The following is a 2,904-nucleotide window of genomic DNA, read 5'->3' on the forward strand; positions in this document are numbered from 1 at the left end:
TGTGGCGGGTGCGGAGTTCAGTACGCCGGAGTACTGGGTGCGTCAGGTCCGCGAAGCGGTCCGCTTCGCGGATGCGGTGGAGTGGCTGGCCGGGGAGGGCGTGTCCACGTTCCTCGAAGTCGGGCCGGATGCCGCGCTGAGTCCGATGGCCGTACGGTGCCTGGACGATAAGGCGTGCGTGGTGCCTTTCCAGCGGCGTGAGCAGGACGAGACCGCGACCGCGCTGCGCGCCCTGGCCGAACTCTTCGTCCACGGCACCCCGGTGGACTGGACGAAGACACTCGCAGGTGCCCCCTCCCGCCAAGTCCCCCTGCCGACCTACGCCTTCCAGCGTGAGCGGTTCTGGCCCGATGTGCTGACGGGGGTGAAGAGCGAGGCTGCCGACTTCGGGCTGGATGCCGGCTTCTGGGATGTGGTTGAGCGGGGGGATGCGGAGGAGCTGTCGCGGGTGCTCGCGGTGGCGGGTGATGCCTCGTTGGGTGAGGTGGTGCCTGCGTTGGCGTCGTGGCGTCGGGGGCGGCGTGAGCGGTTTGAGGTGGATGGCTGGCGTTATCGGGCGGTGTGGCGTCCGGCGCGGGTCGGTGCGGGTGCGGGTGCGGGTGTGGGGTTGTCGGGGCGTTGGCTGGTCGTGATCCCGTCCGGTGGGGCTGAACAGGCGGACGTACGTTCGGTGTTGGCGGCCCTGGACGCGGCGGGTGCGGAGGTTGTGCCGGTCGAGGTGGCTGCGGGTGGGCTCGACCGGGCCGAACTGACTGTCCAGCTAAGTGAGTTGACTGACCATCCGGTGAGTGTGGTCTCCCTGTTGGCGGTGAGGGATGAGGAAGAGGTGGCGGCTACTGCGGTGGCGGCGGCCGATGCTCTCGTCCTTGTGCAGGCTCTGGGTGATGCCGGGGTTGACGCTCCGTTGTGGTGTGTGACGCGGGGTGCGGTGTCGGTGGGGGACTCGGACGGGGTGGTCTCGGCCGGGCAGGCTGGTGTGTGGGGTCTGGGCCGGGTTGTGGCTCTGGAGCATCCCGGGCGCTGGGGCGGCCTCATCGATCTCCCGGCGGCGGAGACGTCGGCAGCCGTGAGTTCTGGGGCGCTTGACGTGCCGGCCGTGCATGGCAGGATGACCGAACGGCTTGTTGAGATCCTTGCGGGTGGGCTGCCTGGTGAGGATCAGGTGGCGGTGCGTGCGGCTGGTGTGTTTGTGCGTCGGATGGTGTCTACTCCGGCGCAGGCCGGTGTGGTGTCTGCTGGTGCGTGGCGTGCGGGTGGCACGGTGCTGGTGACCGGTGGCACGGGTGGTCTGGGTGCTGAGGTGGCGCGTTGGCTCGCGGGTGAGGGTGTGGGGCGTCTGCTGCTGGTGAGCCGGCGTGGTCCTGATGCGCCTGGTGCGGCCGCGCTCCGGGCGGAGCTTGTGGAGCTGGGCTGTGATGTGGCCGTCGTGGCGTGTGATGTGTCGGATCGTGCGGCGCTCGCCGAGGTGCTGGCGGGGATTCCCGCTGAGTTCCCGCTGTGCGGTGTCGTGCACACGGCCGGAGTACTGGATGACGGTGTGGTCGAGACTCTGTCGCCGGAGCGGTTTGCGGGCGTGTGGGGGGCGAAGGTTGATGCGGCGGTTCATCTGGATGAGTTGACTGCTGGGTTGGCTGTGCCGTTGTCGTTGTTTGTGGCGTTCTCGTCGGTGGCGGGTTCGTGGGGTGGTGAGGGTCAGGGCAACTACGCGGCGGCGAACGCGGCGTTGGAGGCTCTGGTCGAGCAGCGTCGGGCACGGGGGCTCGTCGGGTCCTGTGTGGCGTGGGGTCCGTGGGCGGATGCCGGCATGGCCGCTGACGAGGCGGTCGCCGGGCGTATGCGGCGGCAGGGTGTTGTGCCGATGCGAGCGTCGGGCGCGATGCGTCAACTGGGGCATGTGATCGCCGGGGACGAGGGGCTGCTCACGGTCGCCGAGGTCGACTGGGAACGATTCCTGCCCGCCTTCACTGGCAACCGCAGTAGTGCCCTCTTCGACGAGGTTCCGGAGGCCCAGGCGGTCCGGAAGGCGGAGCCCACGGCGGATGTGGGCTCCGAGGATCTGCGTGCGCGACTGTTGGGGCAGTCGGAGTCGGACCAGCGTGCGCTGCTGCTGGCGTTGGTGCGGGAGCAGGCTGCGCTGGTGCTGGGGCACGCGTCGGTGGACACGGTCGTACCCGGGCGTGCGTTCAAGGATCTGGGCTTCGACTCGCTGTCCGCGGTGCAGTTCCGCAACCGTCTGGGCGCGGAGACCGGTTTTGCACTGCCCCCGTCGCTGGTGTTCGACTACCCCACCCCCAACGAACTCGCCGCTCATCTCTGGACCGAGTGGGCGGGGACGCCGCACGCCACGGACCAAACCCCGGTGCGCGCGATGCCGTTGACCGACGATCCGGTGGTGATCGTGGGTATGGGGTGCCGTTTCCCGGGTGGTGTGGGTTCGCCGGGTGAGTTGTGGGATCTGGTGGTGTCGGGGGCTGACGCGGTGTCGGGCTTCCCGGTGGACCGGGGCTGGGACCTGGAGGGGCTGTTCGATCCGGATCCGGAGAACCCCGGCACGTCGTACACGAAGCACGGGGCGTTTCTGTCGGATGCGGCTGGGTTCGACGCCGGTTTCTTCGGTATCTCGCCGCGTGAGGCGTTGGCGATGGATCCGCAGCAGCGGTTGCTGCTGGAGACGTGCTGGGAGGCGCTGGAGGACGCCGGTATCGACCCGGCGTCGCTGCGGGGCGGCCGGGGCGGTGTGTTCATGGGCACCAACGGCCAGGACTACGCGACCCTGCTGCTGAAGACCCCCGAACCCGCCGAGGGCTACCTGGGCACCGGGAACTCGGCGAGTGTGATGTCGGGGCGGATCGCCTACACGCTGGGGCTGGAGGGGCCGGCGGTGACGGTGGACACGGCGTGCTC

2 protein-coding genes are annotated in these 2,904 nt (G+C 69.5%); one reads left to right on the plus strand and one right to left on the minus strand.

The annotated features are described in order from the left end of the window. On the minus strand, positions 1-253 hold a 253-nt coding region (locus AOK08_RS46895), incomplete at its 3' end, for a hypothetical protein (protein ID WP_206743419.1). 99 nt (positions 254-352) lie between these two features. Here AOK08_RS46895 and AOK08_RS48600 point away from each other — a divergent pair. Continuing rightward, positions 353-2,904 (plus strand): SDR family NAD(P)-dependent oxidoreductase (locus AOK08_RS48600; protein ID WP_198539529.1); only part of this gene is annotated, 2,552 nt, incomplete at its 3' end.

The organism is Streptomyces graminilatus, from assembly GCF_001418565.1.
Classification (GTDB): Bacteria; Actinomycetota; Actinomycetes; order Streptomycetales; family Streptomycetaceae; genus Streptomyces; species Streptomyces graminilatus.